Source organism: Deltaproteobacteria bacterium GWC2_65_14, assembly GCA_001797615.1.
GTDB lineage: Bacteria > Desulfobacterota > Deferrimicrobia > Deferrimicrobiales > Deferrimicrobiaceae > GWC2-65-14.
On the sequence record MGPV01000052.1, the window covers coordinates 335 to 2262 of the forward strand.

The 1928-nt window shown below is 66.1% G+C and carries 1 protein-coding gene and 2 pseudogenes (2 of these 3 running past the window's edge); 2 read left to right on the forward strand and 1 reads right to left on the reverse strand.

What is annotated here, in order from left to right; translation table 11 throughout:
• A pseudogene (locus tag A2X88_03720) lies at positions 1–327 on the reverse strand (hypothetical protein); it reaches 334 nt to the left of the window's first position.
• Between the two features lie 231 nt (positions 328–558).
• On the opposite strand from A2X88_03720, the gene A2X88_03725 reads away from it, so the two are divergent.
• Positions 559–1509 (forward strand): selenide, water dikinase SelD, encoded by a 951-nt coding sequence (locus A2X88_03725; protein OGP33462.1) that lies wholly within the window; start codon positions 559–561, stop codon positions 1507–1509.
• Positions 1510–1517: 8 nt separating this feature from the next.
• Positions 1518–1928, forward strand: a pseudogene (locus A2X88_03730) (hypothetical protein) (it continues 384 nt past the right edge of the window).

Genomic DNA, 1928 nt, shown 5'->3' on the forward strand with positions numbered 1-1928 from the left:
GAGGTCCGGAAGCAGGTAGAAGCCCGGGGTCGTGCTGGCTCCGATCCGCATGGAACCGCGGTCGGCGGAACGATGGGAACGGACTGCCTCGGCAGTCCGTTCCATCGCACCCAGCAGCTTCTCCGCCTCGACGGCAAGCGTCTCGCCGGCATCCGTCAGGTGAAGCGACTTGCCGATCTGCTCGAAGAGCCGGACGCCGAGCTCTTCCTCGAGCTGACGCACCTGCCGCGAAACGGCCGGCTGGGTGAGGAAGACCTCCTCGGCCGCCCGGGTGTAGTTCCGGTGCCTCCGGACGGCGAGGAAGGTGCGGAGGAGATGCGGGTTCATCGGCTACCAAAAAGAAAGCGCATGGTAACGAATAATATAATGCATTTCCAGTATAGCCCCGGGAAGCATAGCATGGCAATCACCGGCGCGAGGCGGAAACGCCGAAGTCGAGCCGGGCCGGAAAGGAGGCGGACCATGTCCAAAAGCACTGTGCGCTTGACCCAGCTCTCCAGCTGCGCGGGGTGAGCGGCGAAAATCGGTCCCGAGGACCTCGCTCAGGTTCTGAGCGGCCTGCAAGAGATCACCGATCCGAACGTGCTTGTCGGACCCAAGACCGCCGACGATGCGGCGATCTACCGCGTCTCCGACGATCTGGCGCTGATCCAGACCGTGGACTTCTTTACGCCGGTGGTGGACGACCCCTACCAGTTCGGGACCATCGCCGCGGCGAATTCCCTGAGCGATGTCTATGCCATGGGCGGACGGCCCGTCCTGGCCCTCAACATCGTGGGCTTTCCGAGAGCAAGCGACGTGGCGCCGATGTCGATTCTCGCGGAGATCCTGCGCGGCGGGGCGGAGAAGGCCAGGGAAGCCGGCATCGATATCGTCGGCGGCCACACCGTCGACGACAAGGAGCCGAAGTACGGCCTGTGCGTGACCGGCTTCGTCCATCCGAAGGAGTATTGGGCCAACGTCGGAGGGCGGGCCGGGGACCGGCTCGTCCTCACGAAGCCGATCGGAACCGGGATCGTGACCACGGCGATGAAGGCCGGCACGGCCGGCGAGGAGGCGGCAAGGGCGGCCATCGAGACCATGGCGTCCTTGAACCGAGCGGCGGCCGAGGTCGCCCGGGAAATCGGTGTCCGCGCATGCACCGACGTCACCGGCTTCGGCCTGCTGGGCCACCTGCGCGAGATGCTCTCAGGAGTCGGCGCGCGGATCCGGCTGTCCGCGGTTCCCCTCCTTCCGGGTGCACGGGAACTCGCCGCGAAAGGCTCGATCCCCGGGGGGACGCGCCGCAACAAGGCGTCTCTCGACCGGGTCGTGAAGTATCACAACGCGATCGAGGAAGTCGATCGCCTCCTGCTCTGCGACGCCCAGACTTCCGGCGGGCTTCTCTTCGCGGTCGAACCTTCAAGGTTCGAGGCCTTGCTCTCCGGCCTCGCCGAAGCGGGCGTTTCGGCAGCGGCCATCGGGGAGCTCATCGCGGAACCGGAAGGGCGGATCGAGGTCGTGTCGTAGGCGCTGCCATGATCGAGCCGGGGCTGGCGGTATTGATTCTTTTCACGGGTTTCGGGGTCAGCTGCCTGTCCGGGTTGCTCGGGATCGGCGGCGGAATCGTCATGGCGCCTGCGCTTCTGTACCTGCCTCCCGCCTTCGGTCTTGGCTCCCTGGACATGCGGCAGGTCGCCGGCCTGACGATCACGCAAGGGTTGTTCGCCTGCCTGTCCGGGGCGTGGCGTCACGACAGGTACCGGTGTGTGAACCGCCGGCTCGTGATCTCGATGGGGAGCGCCATCACGGCCGCCGCGTTGACGGGTTCCGTGGTTTCGCGGTGGGTGGCGAACGAGGTGTTGATGGTCGTCTTCGCCGGGCTCGCCGCCATCGCCGCTATGATGATGTGGCTTCCGAAGCCCGAGGATCATGAAATCGAGGACCCG